This is a genomic window from Ochrobactrum quorumnocens (assembly GCF_002278035.1).
Classification (GTDB): Bacteria; Pseudomonadota; Alphaproteobacteria; order Rhizobiales; family Rhizobiaceae; genus Brucella; species Brucella quorumnocens.
In genome coordinates, this window is record NZ_CP022605.1 from 795,658 (window position 1) to 815,266 (window position 19,609).

Genomic DNA, 19,609 nt, shown 5'->3' on the forward strand with positions numbered 1-19,609 from the left:
GTGCACAAACCACATACACCAACACTGAAAAGCGCCCAACGGCTGGCTGTACAGCCAAGCAACCGACCGCTACAACGCAAAAGCGAAAAACCCGTCGGTCTCAATTTGCTGTACGCGCTGTTAGCCACCTGCAGCCGTCCGCCGTCGTCTGGCAAATTAGTCGATGCTGACACGCTGACGCGGCCTGGACTATTGGCGTCAGCTGTTGTTGGGTCGCGCTGTTTCGTCCGTCGCCAAATCTCGATAACGAAAGAGATGATAATGACTATTCTTATGGCATGTCAGACTTCTAAAAATGAAATACCAGCCCTAATATTGGCCCCTGTTGAACCACGTCATATATAAATCCGTCGTGGCTATAATCAACACCGAGTGCACGGTAGCCAGCCACTGCTGACAGATTGTCTTTGAACTGATAGCCGAACGTAGCGGCCACATCCCAATCGATCTTGGCTTGGCCCGCACCGACAACACCCCAGCCACTAAAATACAAAGCATCTGTGAGGAAGTATTTTCCCCTCAGCCCCGCAACGGCATCAATCCATGCAGCACTATCACGTCCACTGTGCCCATCTAATAATCCACCATCGAAAGAAATTTCAGTGCTTGCATACCAGACGCGCCCACCAGCCACAACATCAAGACGATTAGCACCATCTTCAAGCAGACTATACCCGCCGCCGAAAAAGCCGGAAAAGGTCTCTGAACTAACGTCGACACCCTCGCTTATTACTCCAAAAGGTGTCTGACCACTCGTCGATATTTTTGTGTAAATGATATCACTAAATAGACTGTAGCGTTCATAATGTCCTTCAATGACTCCCATGAAAGAAAAATTCAGGTCATCTAGAAGGCTGCCAAAGTCCATGTTCATTTTTGTAGGCGGCAAGCCAAATTGTCCGGCAGTGCCACTGATGCCAGCAGCCCAAAAATATGGGCTTGCGCTAAAACGCCATTCGTCCTGTTGAACGATCTGTTTTTCCGGCTCCGATGCGACCCGCATTAGCGGAGTATCCGCAGCAACAGCGGCGTACTGAGTAAACATCAAAGCAGTGAATGAAATTGCGAATAGCTTATAGTGATGCATAGTTTCCCCAAGGTAGATGTCACAGCTGCCGGAGCCAATGCTAGTGGATTGAATTTGACGTTTGAATCCCGACTGACACACAAGCTGTTTCAAACGTCAAATTCGAAAAATCCACTAGATTCATAAACTTGCTAGTGGTCTTCATGATTCTGACATTTGTCCGATGCTTGTAACCGAGGGATGCAAATGTCAGAATCAGACCACTAGTGGGACGAAATTAGCTCTTCCTCAAAGGCACAGTTGATAGTGGGAGCGTTCGCTGACTCCAGTTCTTTGCGAGCAGCTTGAATATCAGCAAGGAACTCAGGGCTATTGTGAAGTTTGGCAACCGTAGCTGCCCCCATAATACGACCCGCATCAACGTCACTTTGCCAATGCGCATTGCAGATCACCCGACTTTGCCCGAATGACAGCCCGCGTTTTAAAAGGCTGTCAGCTCGTTTTGGATTTATTTCAGCAAGAGTGAGCGCCCATGCCCAGCCCGCAGCCGTGTGTCCTGAGGGATAGGAGCCGTCCTCACGCAACACCTCTTCATCATCTGGCTGACACGTACCTTCATTGTGCACAACGAATGGGCGGGTTCTATGATATTCATTTTTCACGCCATACGTTGAAAGCCCGGCATCGGTCAGTACGCGCTGCATCAATCCATAAAGATGGGGCGTCTTCTCTTCGCTAATTTCTGCACCCATGGCACAAGAGAAGTTCTTAGCAGGTTGAGGGAAACGCAAGTCCGCATCTTTGCGCGCTAGATCCCAGCGTGCTTTTCCGCGCAGAGCAATTGTTGCTTCTCTTGCGGCCTCATCCCGCGCAAGGGCAGCACTTCCGTCAGCTGGAGGCGGCCCAAGCAAGACGCGACTATCAGGCAAATCATTCTGTTGTAGATAGCCCGACGCAAAGTGAAAACTTGGGTCTGTAACCCTGGGACCTACTAATGTTTCCGCTAAAGCCGGCCATGTGGCTTGGGAAGACAATGCTAAGGCAGTGACTATGGCCATTTTACAGATCTTCAACAAAGCTCACCTTCTCCTCAAGAATAACGCCGGTAACTATTCGTCCATAGTTGCCCAGCGCATTTGCCGACACCCCTCAGTAGGATTCTCAGCCTCCGGGGCTCTCAACTCCCATTGCAGGTTGTCTGCCCTTAAACGAACGAAACATTCAGTTCACACTTCTTTCAAGGTAACCAACGTCCCCACATCATTTTCTACCCTCATGGCAATCGTCCCCGATCGACCCTGCGGGGCGGTAGAATAATTCCCGGTAAGTTGTTTCTAAGCATAGGAGAAACACCAGTCTTGCCATTTTGTGCCATTTGCATTTGCTGGGTATTTCTGCCAAATCAACAAAAGAGGGTGTGGAACAACAATTGTTGTTAGGCAGAATTATTTTTTGCGTAACCGTGATTGTTCGCGAAACTGCCGCGGTGAAACACCCGAAATGCGGCGAAAAGCACGACTGAAATGTGCTGGGTCTGAATAACCAGACGCGAATGAAACATCAATAATCTTGGTGTCAGTATCCCGCAAAAGTGAACTTGATCGTTCAAATCGGACGGTATCGAGTAAATCTGAATATGCGAGATCGACATCTGCAAGTTTGCGTTGAAGGGTGCGCGTACTCACCCCTGCCATCTCTGCAACATGGGCAAGCGTCGGGACACTTCCATTGGATCCGTATATCATCTGGGCAATAGGGGTTCTCCAAATTTTATCCGCAGATAAATTATTCAGGATTTTGCATGATCTCCAAAAGACAATCGTAAGTGCACGAACTGCATCCGTTTTTCAAAGACACGGAAAAAGGATACTCCCCTCTCAAATGTCTCCTGTCAAAGTTCGGCATTTTGGCCTGTATGTCGCGTAAGCAGGTCAACGTAATAATCCGGGATTTTCTTGGGAGCTGGCTCAAAGCGGGGGAAAAAGCTTTGCTATATCAGCAGTCTTTTCGCAGTTGTCGGATGCTCTCACTTCGTCGGAATAGTGCGATCGTTGAAAGAAACTGTGCTGTAGAAGGTATTTTTCGGTTCAGCGTTATCGGATGACAGGCTAACCGCCCTCGATCCGAGATCATCCTAGAATAAAGAGCGCCATAAAGAAGCTCTTCGGTCTGTTTGGAAAATTCGATTTCTAGAATTAGTTTGGCACAAATTGGCAAGATGTTGCTCTTTCCTTGCAGTAAGAAATCCAGACCATTGGCGAGACAATCTGTGCGGATCGGGATTTCTTATTAGCTTTTACAGATTCACCCGACACATCAGCTTGCTCGTCGTCATGATGTGAGTTGACAGAAAGGTCGGCTATGCAGACAAAGACCGATTTTCGACCGGAGCTCATGCATGCTGACATGGTTTATGTGCATGGTGGCACCTTCCAGATGGGTTCAGATCATCATTATCCCGAAGAAATGCCAGCTCATCGGGTAAGTGTCGAAAGCTTCTTCCTTGACAGGACACCTGTCACCAACGCTCAATTTTCCGAGTTTGTAACTGCGACTGGATATCGAACCTTTGCCGAGCTCGTACCTGATCCTCGAGACTACCCTGGCATTTTATCAGAGATGCTATATGCGGGTTCACTGGTTTTTCAGGAACCAATTGAGGCCGTAGACCTAAGCGATTGGTCGCAATGGTGGACATTTCTAAAAGATGCGAATTGGCGTAAGCCTTACGGTCCACACAGCAGTATTGCAGGACTTGATGACCACCCAGTGGTCCATGTCTGCTATCATGACGCGTTAGCCTACGCCCGATGGAAGGGCAAGGACCTCCCAACAGAGGCCGAGTGGGAATATGCGGCCAGAGGTGGTCTTGAACAGGCAGAATTTGCCTGGGGATCGGATCTCACTCCCAATGGTCAACATATGGCGAATACCTGGCAAGGACAGTTCCCCACGGTTAATCTTAATCTCGACGGATATTCCCGCACGTCCCCTGTCACTGCTTTTCCACCCAACGGTTACGGTCTTCACGACATGATCGGTAACATCTGGGAGTGGACATCGGATTGGTTCACTCCAAAACACGAAGCGAATCCGACGAAAGCTTGTTGCGTACCCAAAAACCCTCGCGGAGGGCACGAATCCAACAGCTATGATCCCTGCCTCCCACACATAAAAATACCGCGGAAAGTCCTAAAAGGTGGATCGCATCTGTGCGCCCCTAACTACTGCCGCCGCTATCGACCTGCCGCCAGACATGCAGAAGCCATTGATACGTCAACAAGCCATGTCGGGTTCAGATGTGTTATTCGAAACGGAGAAGTAAATGAAAAAGGCTCTTAGATACCGATTTAGAGTTCGCTGGTTAAGCATGAGCACGGCGTTGCTATTGTTGGGATCACCAGTTGTAGCCCAGGAAGCGCTCCCGTTTCCGCCCAAGCCCTCGGGGAGCAAAGCCGGACCAACGATAGCTGAGTCAACCTACAGTCCTTTGCCAGCAAAGTCACATCTGCCCGCCAACGCACCAAACATCGTCATCATCATGCTAGATGACGTTGGCCCGGCACTTCCGAGCACATTCGGCGGAGTGATCAATACACAAACCTTAAGCCGCGTGGCTGGAGACGGCATAACTTATAATCGGTTCCACAATGCCGCAATGTGCTCGCCCACTCGAGCTGCGTTGTTAACGGGCCGCAATCATCATCGCGTCGGCTATGGCCAGATCGCAGAACTCGCAAACGACTGGGATGGTTATTCCGGCCGCATCCCACGTACGTCTGCGACAGCTGCAAAAGTGCTTGGCTATTATGGTTACGCAACAAGCGCCTTCGGTAAATGGCACAATACGCCTGCTAATGAGACTACGGCCGTCGGCCCTTATACGAACTGGCCGGCCGGGGCGGGGGTTGGCTTTGACTATTTCTACGGCTTTCTTGCAGGAGAATCCTCTCAATGGGAGCCTGCAGTCGTTGAAAACACAGTCCGGCTCAATCCGTCCGAAGGGAAGACAGAATATCATTTTACCGAAGATATGACTGATAAAGCTGTCACCTGGATGAAGCAGGTCCATGCACTCACACCAGACCGGCCCTTCTTTATGTATTGGACGCCGGGGGCTTCGCACGGCCCGCATCACATTTTCAAAGAATGGGCAGACAAATATAAGGGCAAATTTGATGCAGGCTGGGACGTTATGCGTGAGGATGTGTTTAACCGACAGAAAGAACTCGGCTGGATTCCAAAAGATACTGAACTTACGCCACGACCAGATTCCCTCGCCGCCTGGGCGGATATTCCAGAAGATGAAAAGCCATTCCAGCGTCGGCTGATGGAAGTATTTGCCGGATACACCGAACACGCAGACGCGCAGGCCGGACGGTTACTTGATACTCTCGATGAACTTGGCATTCGCGACAATACACTCGTGTTCTACGTCTGGGGTGACAACGGCTCAAGTGCGGAAGGACAAAATGGCACTATCAGCGAGCTATTGGCTCAGAATGGTATTCCGTCCGAGATTAAGGATCATATTCGCACTATGAATGAGCTCGGTGGTCTGGATGTGCTTGGATCTCCAAAAGTCGACAATATGTATCATGCCGGGTGGGGATGGGCGGGTTCTACCCCATACAAATCAACAAAGCTGATTGCTGCACATTTTGGCGGCACACGTACCCCGCTTGCGGTATCATGGCCAAGCCGGATCAAGGCCGACCACACACCGCGTCCGCAATTTCATCATGTGAATGATATTGTACCTACTATTTATGAGATTCTGGATATCCAGCCGCCGAAACTCGTCGACGGTGTCAGCCAAGACCCGATAGATGGAACGAGCATGACCTATTCCTTCGGGTCACCCACAGAGCCAGACCGCAAGAAGGAGCAGTACTTCGAAGTCATGGGTAGCCGCGCCTTTTACAAGGAGGGTTGGATAGCTTCAGCATTCGGACCCCGAGTGCCCTGGCAAACGGGCGTTGACCCTTCGATCATGCAATGGACGCCAAGAAATGACGTTTGGGAGCTCTATAATCTCAACAAGGATTTCTCGCAGGCGAAGGATATCGCAGCCGAAAATCCTGGGAAGCTTAACGAACTGAAGGTAGATTTCGAGAAAAGCGCGGAAGACAATAAGGTATATCCCGTCGGTGGCGGCTTGTGGTCCGCAATCTTCCATCCGGAAGATGCGCCGTCCAATCCCGCCAGGTCGTTTAGCTACACGCAAGAGGTTGTTGGTGTTCCGGAGTTTACTGCACCAAAGCTCGGATCACGAAGCAACCTCGTGACAATCGACGCGGATCTGCAACCAGATTCGAAAGGGGTCCTCTACGCACTTGGCGCAGTTTCGGGAGGTGTAGCTCTTTGGGTTGAGGACGGGAAGCTCTATTACGAGTACAATCTGTTTGAAATCGAAAGAACGCAGTTGGAAACATCAATCCCGCTTCCGACAGGAAAAGTAAAAATTGAAGTCGAAACACGCAAGGTAGACGGTGTCCGGCCCGCTCCGCTTGATGTCGTCATTCGTGTTAATGGCGCCGAGGTCAGCAAGGGAAGAGTTCCGCGCGCAGCATCGCTCACGTTTACTGCCAATGACGCCTTTGACGTTGGCCGCGATAGCTATTCGCCAGTCTCTCTTACCTACTTCGACCGCAAGCCCTTTGCATTCAACGGCACAATCCGGCATCTGAAGGTCGATTATTTGGATTAAGGCGCGAACAGCGGGAGGTGGCGAGCGGCGGCAAAAATGGTCGCTGCTCCCATCATTTGCGTTGTGGGATATCAATTGCTCACATGTATCGACCCGACTCTAACGATATAATTGCCTTTTGATTAGCAGACTAGAATGTGCGTCACCGCGAAGATTCTCAATAGTTTCAAAGGTAGATGTGCATGGTTCGCAATCGTTCAGAATCTACAGATCAACTGTGCGTGAAAAGTATCACTCAGTTCTTTTGGAAAATGGATTTTGGGAGGACGGCAACCGCATCATCTTGTCCTGAGCCCTTCTAAGGCACGGTTTCGAGGTCAGTTTCGCGAAACTCATTGTCCGTTGCAAGAATGGGGACACGATAATATTTCGCGCACGCGTAATGAATGCAGTCTGCCAAATTAAGACCACTACGACCTTTCCGGTAGGTATTGGCCGCGTGGAGTGAAAGCGTTGTGGTTCGTCTTGCTGGCGGTAGGTCGCGAAGCTCGATGGCGCGGGCGTCCAGGAACTCCATGATGATCGGCTCAACCTGATCGATTGGAAGATCGAACTTGTCTGGCCGGGATAAGGCGAGGGCGGTTTCCAGAACGGCAAGCGGTGATGTAAAGCGCTTTTTGGCATTCATGATCGCGGTGGAAACGCGTTCGGCTTCGGGTTCGTCGGACAAAACAGCGACGAGGGCGCAAGCGTCAATAAACATGTTGCTCACAATTCCCACATTTCGTCATAGGCTTCCTTCGTTAGAGGCTTTTTTGCTGCTTCCTTGCCTGCAATATGATACTTTTCTCGCAGACGCGCCGCAGTCTGGGCTGGAGTTTCGACGTTCAGACGGCGCTCAATCGCCTCGCGCATGGCAATGACGATTGCGTCAGAAATGCTTACCTTTGCGATCTTTGCGAACTTGCGCGTCAACTCGTCGGCGGTTTCGTTTGTGACATTGATTGCCATGGCAGACACTCCATGTAGATAATGCATAACTTTAATGTAGATGCTTTTCTCTACATTCGCAACGGGGAACCGGTCGTGCGGGAGAAACGCAGGACCGTAGTGCGGCTTATTCAGCCGCTTGGGGAAACTCCGCTTCATCGTCGGCGCATCCGGTTTCTTCGCCGATTTCGTAGTCCATGGTTTCGGCTGTGGCTTCCGTCGCGATCCGAACGGGGACAGGGAGCCACCCGGTACCGGAAACAAGCCGCTCTGCGATTAACACCGCTTCGCCCTTCTTCTTTGCCGCGCGGACTGATAATTCCGCATCTTTCATGGAACGTTCAAGCCGTTCTTGGGTAACACGACTTTGCAAGGCGCTATGACCGCTGCATGAATAGATGACGTCGATCAGCATAGAATGCACGACAGCCACAAGAGCGATATCGGCATTGTTGGCGAGTTCAATGGGCAGCGCTGCTGTTTTATGGGCGGTCAGGTCTTCGATTATCGCCGCACTATGAGTCATTACCGGCAGGGCCGGAGTTGGCACGCCTTGCAATGTCACTTCATCCCTTCGTAATCAGCCTCCGTCTCAGCATTCACAAAGCCGCGCTCAATGCGCGCCCTGCTGTAATAGTCCATCCAGACATACGCACCAGACGTTTCCAGCGCCTCGGCACTGAACGCTTCCGTCTTTACAGTGAGGGTATCGATCTGGTTTTGCAGGGTTTCAAGTTTTGCGTCAGCCTGTTCGTCATATTCCGCCTGTGCTGCCTCCAAAGATTCCTGATCTTCTGCCGATAAAAACACCTCTTCGGGATAGAAACGCTTCATGCGGTGAAAACCTTCTGGCGCTTGCTCACTGCATTCGATCCATTTCCAGACTTCGGCTTTCACCTGATCGGTAATTTTCGCAAACTTTTGCGCTATCAGCTTTTCCAGCAAGGCGGCATCTGTGGCATATCCGCCCCGGTCACTATCGAAGAGATCGCGCTTGACTGTGCCGCCTGCTACTTCATAGACCCCGATACCGCGGATGAAATCAAAGCGTTTGTCATCTGATGCTATCATTTCTTCGGTGAGGGCATACTGATCCGATAAGCATCACGGTTCCAGTCGGGCAGGGCGTTCCAGACTTCCATCTAGCGCTTATGATCATCGCAGATGGTACTTGCCGCCCTCAGAAGTGCAAGCTATCCGTGAGTTCCGTGATCGAAGCGGCGATGAGCAAGGCATCTCGTCTGATGAGCTATGAATGAGATTAGTTCCAACAAGAGAGCATAGGCAGTATGCTTGAAAGATCATCAAAAGCCGTAGTTCTCAACTACGTTCGGGCGAATATAGCATCATTTGGGCTTTCCACCCGGACAAGACACTCCACTCAATCATGCAGAGCGATTTCCTTCACCAACTTAAATTCTTCACACCAGAGCAGCATTGACGGGTCGAACCCGCCATTTCGCTTGAAATAGGACATGTGGGCCTCGCGCCACCATTCAAGTGTAAGGTCGCCCTCTCCCTCTTTGCGCGCAAACGCCTGATCCACATTCTGGAAGGAGCGTTGTTCCAGTGAAATCGTTTCCACAACAGCGCGCGGTCTTCCAGAGCCATCGCAAACAACCATACGCTTGCCGATCGAAGTCTGCATACCGTCTTGCACAGACCAGCAGGTTGCAGTCTTCTGGCCGCTCAAAACCAGGGCGAGAAGCTCGTCAGCAAGGCGCGAGCTATCGCCAAACGAGAAGCGATCCAGTCCGCTCCAATTCATTTCCTCTTTATTAGCTGCCATTGTCTTTGATCATCTCCTGTGGCGTGGGCAATCCCCCATCGGGGACGCCTGTGGTATGCGAACCTGGTGGGTTTGTCATCAACCGGAGGTCATCGCGTTGGTTTCCGCCAAATAACGTTAAGGCGATCTGAGACGAGTGATTTTCGGATGCAGTGGCTCATTTGTGATGAACGGTAGAAGTAGTCTGAAACTAGCTCAGTCACACTGGCATGTCACCCGGGCCTAATCATATCTCCGCTCATGATGGAGGCCGCTATCCAGTGGATCGAAGCGGCTGCGTGGTTGAGCAGGTTGCGAGCCAGCGGCTTGAGATCGAGGTTCGGCACCGTCTTGCATCGGCATTTTCCCCGATCTGCGCAGAAATCTGCTTTCGCCTCACATCCTCATTTCGACAAAACCGCCAGTTGAGCTGTTTGAATTGGCCGGGGTGCGCGTGTCCTCCTCCTCATCATTTTCGAGAAAGCCGGAGAGCCATCTTGGCATTTGCATCAATCTGAGTGCTGTGCCGTCCCGAGTGGCACTCGATATTGCGCTCTCTCGATGCGCAGAGATTGTTAGGGCTCACGAAGGTCGTTAGCGTGTACTAATGCAGAAATGCCCACGGAGCCCCGTTATCATTGGCGGGTTGAGCTCATCCGCCAGATCCAGCTCCACTCCAGTAAGACAGCGTCGGTGACCAGCCTGCGGGCGATGAGCCGATTGACCATGTCAAAGGCGGCCGGTACACGAAGCCCTGCGTTTTCGGCAACCAAAGTGGCTGTTCGCAATCTTTATGCTTCGCACGTTACGGCATCATCGGCCCTTGCGTGCAACCCTTCGGGTTCTTCTACTTTCCGCTCCGGTACGACCGCTTCGCTGTGCACTGGACAGCGGCTGCCGTAGTCGGGCTTCGCGATTGCGCACAACCACTTTTCGAGGAGTTGCCTGATGAAAACGCGCGTAACCTTCTGCCAAAAATCGGGCCGCCCCATCTGACGTATGATCAATCGGTCGATTGCCCGTCTGGCCCATAAGAGGCAAAGCAAAATCACCGTCGCTGTCTCGCTTCCCTTCTTCGCCAAGGTCGAAGCCAGCTATGACGCGGAGTTCAAGAGCCGGTACGCCGCATGAATCTTTTAGAGGTGCTGGCCGGATTGGAACCGCTGGGGCCGGAAGATCAGTTTCCCGATATCAACGATACCTTGATGCCGCTGAAAGAAATCGACCTGTGAGCGCGCTCTATGCTCGACACCATATCGTGTCCGAGCTTGCACGAAACCCCAGGGGCGCTGTCGCCAGACGCATCGCCGAGGTTAGGCCGGGTGCGATCTGCGTCAGCATCAACACGGTAGCGGAGTTGCATTATGGATGCGCCAAGAAGGGATCACCGAAGCTTCCGGCGCAGATCTTGGCCATTCTTGGAAGTATGCAAGTGCTCGCGCTCGATGTGCCAGCTGACACCGAATACGGGGAAATTCGTGCCGAACTGGAGGCCGATGGTAAGCGCATCGGACCGAATGACCTGTTCATCGCCGCCCATGCACCCGCACTCGGGGAGGTGCTGGGGACGGCCAATAGCGGAGAATTCACACGCATCCACGCTTTGCGGGTCGAAAACTGGCTGCGCGACTAAGCCGCGTACTGCCCGGAGGCGAACGCGCTTCTCCATTGTGCCGTAGAGAGCCGGAGGGCCATGGCAGAGCGACCTGCCACGTGAAGATTGAATATGACCGCACGCTGGATCTACAGCGCAACTTAATCGAACGGTTTTTTTGAAGAATTAAAATCAACCGCGCAATTGCCGCTCGATATGATCAATTCGCTGAAAGTTTCATCAGCATGGTTCATACTGCAACCGCAAGTTGCTGGCGCAAATTCGTCCGCGCTGCCTAATCTGATGAGGTCTTCAAGTAGCTCAAGAAGTTCCGGCCAAGGAGCTGGTGATTCATCGCAGAAAGCATCATGGATTCCGATTATGCAATGTAGCTTGGCAGCGATTCCGGTGATTGTTTTTGCGGGTGTATAAACCAGGTTCTTTGCGAGGGCGGTTTCTTCTTCAGCAGCATTTATCTCGGCAGCAAATGCTTGTGTATATCCATGGTGTTCAGCGAGATGGTCCCACCTATTTTGCAACCTTTCTAGCTCAGCCTTAGCAAAATTTCTCAGATTGGCCAGCTCAGGGGCTTCAAAAATCTTTTCGATTTGTTCAAAAGATTGGAGTACAAGAGCGCGATCCTCCGGGAGCTTGAGGCGAAGTAAGGGAAAGCCGCCCGCGATGCACAAAACCTTTGTTTCTAGCTCTTGTTGTTTCCGGCAGTATGCGTGTCTCCGCTCGTGAGACGCTTTCCATTCACCCCAGATGGTTAAAATTGGGTCCACGGCGGATCTTTGTGCGATGCTAGTATCAATCGAATTAACTCTTTGATGGAAAGTTTTAGGTAAATTTATGCTAATCTCAGAATCAGCCATGATCCGAGCTCCTAACAGCTTGATTGTGGTCAGATCGGGCAAGTGTTAGCGCACTTGCTCGATTGCTGGTCATTATTCATACAAAATGATAGAAGTCAATCAGAAAGTTTGCCTTGGATACACCTTTACTTACTACCGAGCAATGCCGCGGCGCACGTGCTATGTTGGGATGGAGCCAGTTAGAGCTCGCAAATGCAGCCAATGTGTCCCGTCAGACGATAGCTGATTTTGAACGAGGTGCACATGTACCAATCGCTAATAATCTGGCGAGTATTAAAACGGCGTTAGAGCGGGCAGGAATAGAATTTATTTCCGAAAGCGGCGGTAGTGTTGGAATTATTTTGCTAAGGAAGTTAACCTAATATCGTAACTCACTGCAGATTATTCCTTATTGCTCGAGGTTTTTTGTAGAACCTTTATCAAGGTAACGCGGCGAAGATAAGAAGTGTACTTTCTGCCGGAATTGAATTGTCGCGAGCAGTATTTGCAGCGCGTTAGAGCATGGCGTCAGTGGCTGCCCATAATCTGGAGAACTTGCACGCTTGGCATGTTACCGATCTGCTGCAGTGTTCTTGACTGGAAATCGGGAAGATTGCGTTTTGCACCACCCCGAGAGAACCATGAATCTTCAGAAAAGGGTAATGGATACGCGGTTCACTTCACAGCGATTAGTTTCCAGTCGATATGCGAGCAATCAATCACCAGTGGAAATCTTGTAGTTTTGAGAATTGATTTCGGACGTTTGTGATTGATGATTAGGTCTCTGTAACATTACTCAACGGCGAACCTATTGTTTCTGAAAAACCTCTATAGCGCTGATGGCTACGGGTAAGGTGTGCCTGCATGGCTTCACGGGCCTGTTCTGTGTCACGCACGCTGATTGCTTCACAAATCGCGCGATGCTCCACAACGGTGTTTTGTATGTATTGGGGCGTTATGAGCGCGGGGTTGAGGTCGCGGGAGAACGCAGGTTGGGGCAGGATTTTCATGCTCATTACCCTGAAAAATTCCATGAAAGCGAGATTGTTGGTAGCTTCAGTTATAGACTTGTGAAAAATATAATCGAGCTCGTCCAGCGCTGCTTCATCATCCTGCGAGGCTTCAAACCGTTTGAGAGCTTCCCACATTTTAGCTTCTTGCGCCCAGGACCTGCGTTGTGCCGCCAGGCCTGCAGCATGCACTTCAAAGGCCATACGCAATTCCAGGAGATCCATGAACGGCAGCGAGAGAAGCCCCAATGGTTCTAGATTGGTTGAAGCTTCACTCTTTGCCGCGTCGGCCTTGTCCTGATCGCGGATGAAAATACCCACTCCATGCTTGGCCTCAAGCAACCCATCGGAGCGCAGAGCAGCGATCGCTTCGCGTATGACAGTTCGACTGACTCCAAGCTTTTCGCCCAGCTCAGCAAGGGTGGGAAGTTTATCACCATTCTGAAGTGTCCCGTCAGTGATCAGTGATCTTAAATTCTCAATCGTTCGTGAAGTAAGTGTTATCAATGATAATCTACCCCTAATTTTTTATCTCTGCGCTTTGACGCGCCGTCCATATATAGTAAGCAAGATAATATCATTAAACAAGTGATATTATCACTACGTACATCTACTCTCTTTTTGGTTAAAAATCATTACAAGCGGTTCTGCTGAATTTGCTGATACCGCACTACATCTGATATTTTTCAGAAATAGAAGCCGAAAAAATTATCTCATTAAGAATCGTACTTTTTGCATACTGTGTTCCTTATATCTAATTTATTCAATAGGTTAATGCCATACTTCGATGATTTGATGTTGTTGTATGATCTCTAAGAAACATTCTTGACAAGAAGTACTATTTCCGCGAGTTTGATGCCATAACAAAAAGCAATGTGATAATATCACAGTCGTTTTCTATCATATAAGATTGCTAGAAACCCGACGCGCGGAAAACAATTAGGGGAAACATGATGGGATCGGTTTCAACCAGACTGAACGAATTGGGTATATGCCTGCCGGATATCACAGCCCCCAGTGGCACGTATGTTCCGTTCAGGCTTAGTGGTAATACGCTCTACATTTCAGGTCAGGTTCCACGTATCGATGGTATCGACTGCTATCTTGGATTGGTTGGCAGTACGATGGACGTGCAGGAGGCCTATCAGGCCGCGCGTATTTGCGCGCTCAATATTCTTGCACGTGTGGCCACTGCACTTGACGGTGATCTTGATCGGGTTTCGGCTTGTCTGCAAGTGCGTGGTTTCGTCAACGCAGTTCCAGACTTCAAAGATCATCCAGCCGTTATCGATGGCGCTTCTGATCTTCTGGTCGAAATCCTCGGTGAAAAAGGTCGGCATGCGCGAACTGCTTTGGGGGCAGGCTCATTACCGCGCGGCTTTGCGGTCGAGGTTGATGCCATTTTCGAAGTTGTGGCGTGACTGCGCTGTTTCCATTCTGCTGATACATATAAAGCGAGAGATAGATGACTGATAAAGCCATCAAGATGCGTTCGGTAAACAAATGGTATGGCCAGCTTCACGTCCTCAGAGGTATCGATCTGGAGGTCAATCGCGGCGAGCATATCGTTTTGTGCGGCCCTTCCGGCTCGGGCAAGTCGACGCTAATCCGCTGCATCAATTTTCTGGAAGAAATCCAAGATGGCACGATTGATGTGAACGGAACCCGTTTGGGCAACAGAGGCGCTAATGTCGATCATATTCGCCGTGATGTTGGCATGGTGTTCCAGCAGTTCAATTTGTTCCCGCATATGACTGTGCTGGAAAATTGCATGCTTGCGCCGCGCCGTGTGCATCAATCTTCGGTGCCTGTTGCCAGGGAAAAGGCCATGCATTTTCTTAATCGCGTCCATATCGCCGACCAAGCTGCAAAGTTTCCGGCACAGCTATCGGGCGGGCAGCAGCAACGCGTTGCTATCGCGCGCGCGCTTTGTATGGACCCCAAGATCATGCTTTTCGACGAACCAACTTCGGCGCTTGATCCCGAAATGGTCAAAGAGGTGCTTGATACGATGGTTTCTCTCGCTGATGACGGAATAACCATGATCTGCGTGACCCATGAAATGGGTTTTGCGCGGGCAGTAGCGCACCGCGTCATTTTCATGGATCGCGGTGAGATTATCGAAAGTGCCCCGCCGAACGAATTCTTCAGCAATCCCAAACAAGAGCGCGCCAAGGCGTTTCTAGGACAGATTCTTAACCACTGACAAGAAGGGAACAAACGCAATAAGTGGGAGATAACAAATGCATTATATATTTGACTTCGGACCGGTCTTGGCGGCGTGGCCTGCGCTGGCTAATGGCGCAATTCTAACGCTGAAAATATCGTCCACTTCAATGATCTTGGGCCTGTTACTCGGCATCGTATTTATGCTCATGCGTATGAGTTCGGTAAAGGCAATTTCTTTTGTGGCTTTCGGCTATATCGAACTGATCCGCAATACCCCCTTTCTTGTGCAGTTGTTCTTCATCTTCTTCGGCATGCCATCGATGGGAATTACTTTGACAGCAGAGCAAGCAGCAATTCTCGCAATGACGCTGAATTGTGCGGCCTATGCTGCTGAAATCGTTCGCGGTGGGGTCGAATCGATCAAGGTCGGTCAAATTGAAGCGGGAAAGGCGTTAGGCCTTCATACATTCGACATTTATCGGTTCATCATTTTCCGACCGGCCATTCGTGCGGTTTACCCGGCTCTTTGCAGTCAGTTCATTCTTATGATGCTCAACTCGAGCCTTGTTGCCTCGATTTCTGCCGAAGAACTGACCTACGTCGGCCAAATGATCGATTCAGAAACGTTCCGCAGTTTTGAAGTCTATTTCATACTTGGCATCATCTATCTCGCACTTTCGCAATTTTTTTCCATCGTTCTGCAAGTCATCGGCAGAACCTACTTTTCCTATCCGTCGAAGTGAGGCCCAGCGATGATACGTAGTTTTGGCTCCGCAGAGTTCTTTTTCATCCTTGAAGGTGCCCGTTGGACGGTCCTGCTGTCGATCCTTGCGTTCACTTTCGGTGGACTTGCAGGTTTGCTGGTAGCACTGGGACGTACAAGTCAAATGAAATGGCTTCGATATCTGATGGCGGTCTATATCCAAATTTTTCAGGGCACTCCGCTGCTTATTCAGCTCTTCTTCGTCTATTTCGGGTTGCCGCTTTTGGGCATTCGCGTTGATGTGTGGGTGGCAATGATCGTCGGGCTTTCTCTGCATGCCAGTGCATTTCTGGGCGAAATCTGGCGTGGAAGCATCGAGGCTGTTCCCACCGGCCAGGATGAGGCCGCACGTGCGCTCGGGGTCCGATATTTTCATCGCATGAAGGATGTCGTGCTCCCGCAGGCATTTCGCATTGGCCTGCCAGCAACCATCGGATTTCTGGTTAATCTGATCAAGGGAACAGCACTGGCAGCATTGCTTGGACTAACGGAACTGACCCGTTCTGGGCAGTTGATGGCCAATATCACATTCGAGCCAATGAAGGTCTTTGGAACTGTGGGACTGATCTACTTCGTCGTTTGTGTCCCGCTCACTTATTACAGTGCCAGGATCGAAAAGCGCCTCAACACTTCCCGCTAAATCAACAATAATCAAACCAGAGGTAAGAACATGTCTAATCGAAATTCCATGCTTTCGAAAATCGTATTCAGCCTGGCAACAAGTCTCATTGCCTCCCTTTGGGCTTCGAGTGCTGTATTGGCTGCATCGCCTGAACAAATCAAAGCAAAAGGCGTTGCCGTCGTAGGCGTCCAGATGGATCAGTTTCCATGGGGCTTTATCGATGAAAATGGCAAAAACGGCGGCTATGATATTGAAGTAGCCAATCTGATTGCCATGGAACTCGGTGTGGAGGTCAAGTTCGAGCGCGTCACAGGTCAGAACCGCATTCCACTGCTTACAAATGGAATGGTGGATTTTCTTGTGCCGTCTATGACGGTCACGGCTGAACGCGCCAAGGTTATTCAATTTGTGTTGCCCTATTCCGCGAACGACATCACCGTCTGGGGCAAGAAAGATCTCGACATTAAGGCCAATGAAGACCTTGCCAATTATGTAATTGGCGTCAATCGTGGCAGCGCGTTTGAGCCGATCCTCAGGAAGGTTGCGCCAGCGGGAACCAAGATCAAAGGCTTCGACGATGATGCAACAACCGTGCAAGCCCTTTTGTCGGGACAGGTCGACGCCATCCTGGGCAGCCTGACTTATGGTCTGGTGATCGACAGCACCGGAAATGGTGGCAATTATGACCGCAAGTATAAGGCTGCCGATAATATTCAGGCCATGGCTGTTCGTAAGGGCGATCAAGAAATGCTTGATTATCTAAACGATTTCGTAACGCGACATAGTGCGGATGGGTCGCTGGATGCGCTTTACAAAAAGTGGATCGGCGTCGACCGCCCAAAATTGCCAACCGAGCTTGAAGGCGTGGATTTTACAGGCAAGCAATAGTTCAGTACGCAATCTGAAATAGACGGTGTGCGACTGACCGCACACCGACGAACAAAGCATTCACATTCAATGACATTGAACCCGCAAAGGATGACTTGCGGGAACAGATTAACACGTGCGCTCTACAGCTTTCCAGCTGCGTCTGCACATACCGTATTGATCTCTTTCTGGGAGTTAAGCAGAACATGACGATAGATGGCAAACTGATCAGGGTTGGTGTCGATATTGGCGGAACCTTTACTGATGTGGCGATGGAAGTCGGTGAGACCCTTCATTCGACCAAGGTACTGACGGATTATGCATTTCCGGAAAACGCCATCATCCAGGCTATTTGTGAGGTCGCCCAAAAAGCTGGAGTGAAGCTTGGTCAGATCGACACCGTTATTCACGGCACGACACTTGCCACCAACGCCCTCATTGAGCGGCGCGGAGCCAAAACCGCACTCGTGACAACCAAAGGCTTCCGCGACGTTATCGAAATGCGAACCGAAAGCCGTTTCGAACAATATGATCTGGATATTGTTCTTCCGGCGCCGCTTGTTCCGCGTAATGACCGATTGGTTATAAATGAGCGTATCGGCGCAAACGGCGAAATACTGAAGTCTCTCGATGATGCGGAAGTCGACGCGCTTTGCGAACGCATTATTGCGGAAGGCTATGAAAGTGTCGCCGTTGGCTTTATCCATTCGTATCTTAACGGAGAACACGAACGTCGTTTCCGTGATCGGCTGTTGTCGAAAAAGCCCGATCTTTCTGTCTCGATTTCGTCGGAAGTGTCTCCGCAGATGCGCGAATTCCAGCGCTTTAACACAGTTTGCGCCAACGCTTATGTCAAGCCGCTCATGGCTTCTTATCTTAACCGTCTCGTTGGGCGGTTACGGGAAAATGGGTTGGTTTCGCCCGTCTTTATGATTCATTCAGGCGGTGGTATCATTAGCATCGAAAGCGCGATCGAATTCCCTGTTCGTTTGCTGGAATCGGGGCCCGCAGGTGGTGCCATTTTTGCAGCTTATATCGCTGCCAATCACAAGCTCGATCAGGTTGTCTCCTATGATATGGGCGGGACGACGGCAAAAATCTGTCTGATTGAACAACAGGTTCCAAAGACTTCCAAGACTTTTGAAGTAGCGCGTACATATCGTTTCAAGAAGGGCAGCGGCATGCCGATCTCCATTCCGGTTATCGAAATGGTCGAGATAGGAGCAGGTGGTGGTTCCATTGCAAGCGTCGATTCCATGCAACAGATCCGTGTTGGGCCCCATAGTGCCGGATCGGAACCAGGACCTGCCTGCTATGATCGCGGCGGTATTCATCCAACAGTGACAGATGCAGATGTTATTCTTGGTCGCCTTGACCCTGAAAGTTTTGCCGGCGGCGCAATGAAGCTTTCACGCAAAGCTTCCGAAAAAGCCATGCGAGCTGATATTGGCAGCAAGCTTGGCGCTGATGTTACGACCTCTGCCTACGGCTTGAGTGAAGTCGTTGACGAGAACATGAGTAACGCTGCCCGCATGCATGCAGTTGAAAACGGCAAGGAATTGTCGGATTTCACCATGATCGCTTTTGGCGGAGCAGCGCCGGTTCATGCCGCACGGCTTTGCGAAAAACTAGGTGTCAATGATCTTCTCATTCCGCCCGGCGCAGGGGTTGGTTCCGCCATCGGCTTCTTACGTGCGCCATTTGGTTTTGAATCAGTGCGCAGTGCCTTTAGCCGTTTAAGCCGCTTTGATGGTGAGGCAATCAATACGGTGATCCGCGAGTTGGTTGAGGAAGCGACCTCCTTCGTTCGTTCCGGCGCGCCTGATGCTAACCCATCGCTCGAATGCACGGCATATATGCGTTATGCTGGTCAGGGTTGGGAAGTGCCGGTCACGATAAATGTTAGCGATTATAAGGATGCGGATGCCGTAATTTTCCGCAATCTTTTCGATGAATGTTATGAACGTTTTTTCGGTCGTGTGATTGATGATCTCGATGTTGAGATTGTTAGCTGGTCGCTGCGCGCAAGCGCAGAAGCTGCGGCCCCTTCGCCTGCAGCGCCCGTGAAAAAGCAATCGCAAGCGGCTGTATCCGGTCAGCGACAGATATTTGACGTTCTCGAAGAACGCTTTCTGGATGCGTCCATTGTCAAACGTGATGCCATGAAACCTGGTGACTGGATCGCCGGTCCCGCCGTCATCACAGAACGCGAAACGTCAACCATCGTTACTGCCAGCCGCGAAGTGATCATGCAGGCGGACGGATGCCTGCTGCTGCGTGCCAAAGCTGCTTAAG

At 50.7% G+C, this 19,609-nt stretch carries 19 protein-coding genes and 2 pseudogenes; 12 read left to right on the top strand and 9 right to left on the bottom strand.

Translation table 11 applies throughout. The annotated features are described in order from the left end of the window. Positions 1-289: 289 nt before the first annotated feature. From CES85_RS26015 to CES85_RS26025, 3 genes are all read right to left on the bottom strand, one after another. Positions 290-1,087 (bottom strand): hypothetical protein, encoded by a 798-nt coding sequence (locus tag CES85_RS26015; protein ID WP_095448642.1) that lies wholly within the window; start codon positions 1,085-1,087, stop codon positions 290-292. Between the two features lie 203 nt (positions 1,088-1,290). Next, a complete protein-coding gene (locus CES85_RS26020; protein ID WP_095448643.1) occupies positions 1,291-2,085 on the bottom strand; it encodes an acid phosphatase in 795 nt (264 codons plus the stop codon). Positions 2,086-2,472: 387 nt separating this feature from the next. Then, positions 2,473-2,772: a helix-turn-helix domain-containing protein gene (locus CES85_RS26025; RefSeq protein ID WP_095448644.1), complete on the bottom strand. Its 300-nt coding sequence runs from the start codon at positions 2,770-2,772 to the stop codon at positions 2,473-2,475. A gap of 616 nt (positions 2,773-3,388) precedes the next feature. On the opposite strand from CES85_RS26025, the gene CES85_RS26030 reads away from it, so the two are divergent. Next, positions 3,389-4,369, top strand: coding sequence for a formylglycine-generating enzyme family protein (locus CES85_RS26030; RefSeq protein WP_244923338.1), 981 nt, complete (start codon positions 3,389-3,391; stop codon positions 4,367-4,369). A 28-nt stretch (positions 4,370-4,397) separates the two neighbouring features. Next, positions 4,398-6,737, top strand: a complete 2,340-nt coding sequence (locus tag CES85_RS26035; protein ID WP_434063371.1) for an arylsulfatase — start codon at positions 4,398-4,400, stop codon at positions 6,735-6,737. A 298-nt stretch (positions 6,738-7,035) separates the two neighbouring features. On the opposite strand, the gene CES85_RS26040 is transcribed toward CES85_RS26035, so the two are convergent. From CES85_RS26040 to CES85_RS26060, 5 genes are all read right to left on the bottom strand, one after another. Next, the gene (locus CES85_RS26040; RefSeq protein WP_095448646.1) at positions 7,036-7,440 is read right to left on the bottom strand and encodes a type II toxin-antitoxin system VapC family toxin; all 405 of its coding nucleotides are present in this window, start codon (positions 7,438-7,440) and stop codon (positions 7,036-7,038) included. A 5-nt stretch (positions 7,441-7,445) separates the two neighbouring features. After that, on the bottom strand, positions 7,446-7,688 hold the full coding sequence (locus CES85_RS26045; protein WP_095448647.1) for a type II toxin-antitoxin system VapB family antitoxin: 243 nt from the start codon (positions 7,686-7,688) through the stop codon (positions 7,446-7,448). Between the two features lie 106 nt (positions 7,689-7,794). Beyond that, a complete protein-coding gene (locus tag CES85_RS26050; RefSeq protein WP_157743529.1) occupies positions 7,795-8,232 on the bottom strand; it encodes a hypothetical protein in 438 nt (145 codons plus the stop codon). Beyond that, entirely contained in the window at positions 8,229-8,738 is a 510-nt protein-coding gene (locus CES85_RS26055) for a hypothetical protein (RefSeq protein WP_095448649.1), read from the bottom strand. Before CES85_RS26055 ends, CES85_RS26050 begins: the two co-directional genes overlap by 4 nt. A 310-nt stretch (positions 8,739-9,048) precedes the next feature. Then, positions 9,049-9,456: an ASCH domain-containing protein gene (locus CES85_RS26060; RefSeq protein ID WP_244923339.1), complete on the bottom strand. Its 408-nt coding sequence runs from the start codon at positions 9,454-9,456 to the stop codon at positions 9,049-9,051. 1,079 nt (positions 9,457-10,535) lie between these two features. Between CES85_RS26060 and CES85_RS28015 the strand changes: the two are divergent. The 4 genes and pseudogenes from CES85_RS28015 to CES85_RS26080 all read left to right on the top strand — a co-directional run. Beyond that, positions 10,536-10,667: pseudogene (locus tag CES85_RS28015) on the top strand (AbrB/MazE/SpoVT family DNA-binding domain-containing protein); the annotation flags it as partial. Next, on the top strand, positions 10,664-11,068 hold the full coding sequence (locus CES85_RS26070; RefSeq protein WP_095448650.1) for a type II toxin-antitoxin system VapC family toxin: 405 nt from the start codon (positions 10,664-10,666) through the stop codon (positions 11,066-11,068). The pseudogene CES85_RS28015 and the gene CES85_RS26070, both read left to right, overlap by 4 nt. Before the next feature lie 62 nt (positions 11,069-11,130). Next, a pseudogene (locus CES85_RS28380) lies at positions 11,131-11,328 on the top strand (IS5 family transposase); the annotation flags it as partial. Positions 11,329-12,065: 737 nt separating this feature from the next. Next, entirely contained in the window at positions 12,066-12,266 is a 201-nt protein-coding gene (locus tag CES85_RS26080; protein ID WP_095448652.1) for a helix-turn-helix domain-containing protein, read from the top strand. Between the two features lie 393 nt (positions 12,267-12,659). Here CES85_RS26080 and CES85_RS26085 read toward each other — a convergent pair whose 3' ends face one another. After that, positions 12,660-13,400, bottom strand: coding sequence for a FadR/GntR family transcriptional regulator (locus tag CES85_RS26085; protein WP_095448653.1), 741 nt, complete (start codon positions 13,398-13,400; stop codon positions 12,660-12,662). 446 nt (positions 13,401-13,846) lie between these two features. Between CES85_RS26085 and CES85_RS26090 the strand changes: the two genes are divergently transcribed. The 6 genes from CES85_RS26090 to CES85_RS26115 all read left to right on the top strand — a co-directional run bounded on the left by CES85_RS26090 (position 13,847) and on the right by CES85_RS26115 (position 19,608). Continuing rightward, a complete protein-coding gene (locus CES85_RS26090) occupies positions 13,847-14,314 on the top strand; it encodes a RidA family protein (protein ID WP_095448880.1) in 468 nt (155 codons plus the stop codon). A 44-nt stretch (positions 14,315-14,358) separates the two neighbouring features. Beyond that, the gene (locus CES85_RS26095; protein ID WP_095448654.1) at positions 14,359-15,099 is read left to right on the top strand and encodes an amino acid ABC transporter ATP-binding protein; all 741 of its coding nucleotides are present in this window, start codon (positions 14,359-14,361) and stop codon (positions 15,097-15,099) included. A gap of 37 nt (positions 15,100-15,136) precedes the next feature. Then, the gene (locus CES85_RS26100) at positions 15,137-15,805 is read left to right on the top strand and encodes an amino acid ABC transporter permease (protein WP_095448655.1); all 669 of its coding nucleotides are present in this window, start codon (positions 15,137-15,139) and stop codon (positions 15,803-15,805) included. A 9-nt stretch (positions 15,806-15,814) separates the two neighbouring features. Further along, on the top strand, positions 15,815-16,465 hold the full coding sequence (locus tag CES85_RS26105; protein ID WP_095448656.1) for an amino acid ABC transporter permease: 651 nt from the start codon (positions 15,815-15,817) through the stop codon (positions 16,463-16,465). A 30-nt stretch (positions 16,466-16,495) separates the two neighbouring features. Next, on the top strand, positions 16,496-17,335 hold the full coding sequence (locus CES85_RS26110; RefSeq protein ID WP_095448657.1) for a transporter substrate-binding domain-containing protein: 840 nt from the start codon (positions 16,496-16,498) through the stop codon (positions 17,333-17,335). Positions 17,336-17,520: 185 nt separating this feature from the next. Continuing rightward, positions 17,521-19,608, top strand: coding sequence for a hydantoinase/oxoprolinase family protein (locus CES85_RS26115; protein ID WP_095448658.1), 2,088 nt, complete (start codon positions 17,521-17,523; stop codon positions 19,606-19,608). Position 19,609 lies beyond the last annotated feature (1 nt).